This window comes from Cyanobium sp. NIVA-CYA 375 (assembly GCF_056108345.1).
This window is the reverse complement of record NZ_JBSYHW010000320.1, coordinates 1-734: the sequence shown is the minus strand read 5'-3', so window position 1 is coordinate 734 and position 734 is coordinate 1. Positions and strand designations below refer to the sequence as shown.

At 72.3% G+C, this 734-nt stretch carries 2 protein-coding genes; both read left to right on the top strand.

All coding sequences use genetic code 11. From position 1 onward, the window contains the following. Nucleotides 1–462 (top strand): HAD-IA family hydrolase (locus AC01FP_RS18345; RefSeq protein WP_474482288.1); only part of this gene is annotated, 462 nt, incomplete at its 5' end. A gap of 12 nt (nt 463–474) precedes the next feature. After that, nucleotides 475–734, top strand: a 260-nt coding sequence (locus tag AC01FP_RS18340) for an HAD family hydrolase (protein WP_474482287.1), incomplete at its 3' end; no start/stop codon positions are given.

Sequence of the window (734 nt, the reverse complement as noted above, 5' to 3'; positions counted from 1 at the left end):
CGCCAGCTTCGACCACCACTACGCCGACACTACCGGCACCACGGGCGCGCCCTACCCTGGCGCGCGGGAGAGCTTGCAACTGCTGCGCCAGCGTGGCGTGAAGCTGGCCTGCACCACCAACAAGGAGCTTCGCCACACGCAGCGCCTGCTGCAGGTGCATGGCTGGAGCACGGCGTTCGACCTTGTGATCGGCGGCGACTCCCTGCCCCAGAGAAGCCGCATGCCAGCGTGTTGCAGCACGTCGCCCGGGCGCTTGGTGTGGCACCGGCCGCGGTGGCGCACATCGGCGACTCGGCCACCGACGTGCAGGCGGCGCGCAACGCCGGCGTGGCCGCCTGGGCCGTGCCCTACGGCTACAACGCAGGTGAGCCGATCCTGCGCGCGGCGCCCGATCGCATCTTCGACTCGTTGCCCGACATGGCCCGACACGTGCTGGCCCTGCGTGCGACCAGCGCAGCCTGAGGCGGCACGGCCATGCTGCAGGCGCTGCTCTGGGACGTGGATGGCACGCTCGCCGAAACCGAGCGCGACGGCCACCGGGTGGCCTGCAACCCGGCCTTCGAGCAGCTGGGCCTGCCCTGGCAATGGGACGTGGCGCACTACGGCGAGCTGCTGCGCGTGACGGGCGGCCGCGAACGCATCCTGGCCGACATGCGCACCCGAAGCGACGCCCCGGCCAGCGCCGGCGAACGCGAGGCGCTGGCCCGCGAGCTGCACCAGCGCAAGAACAGGGC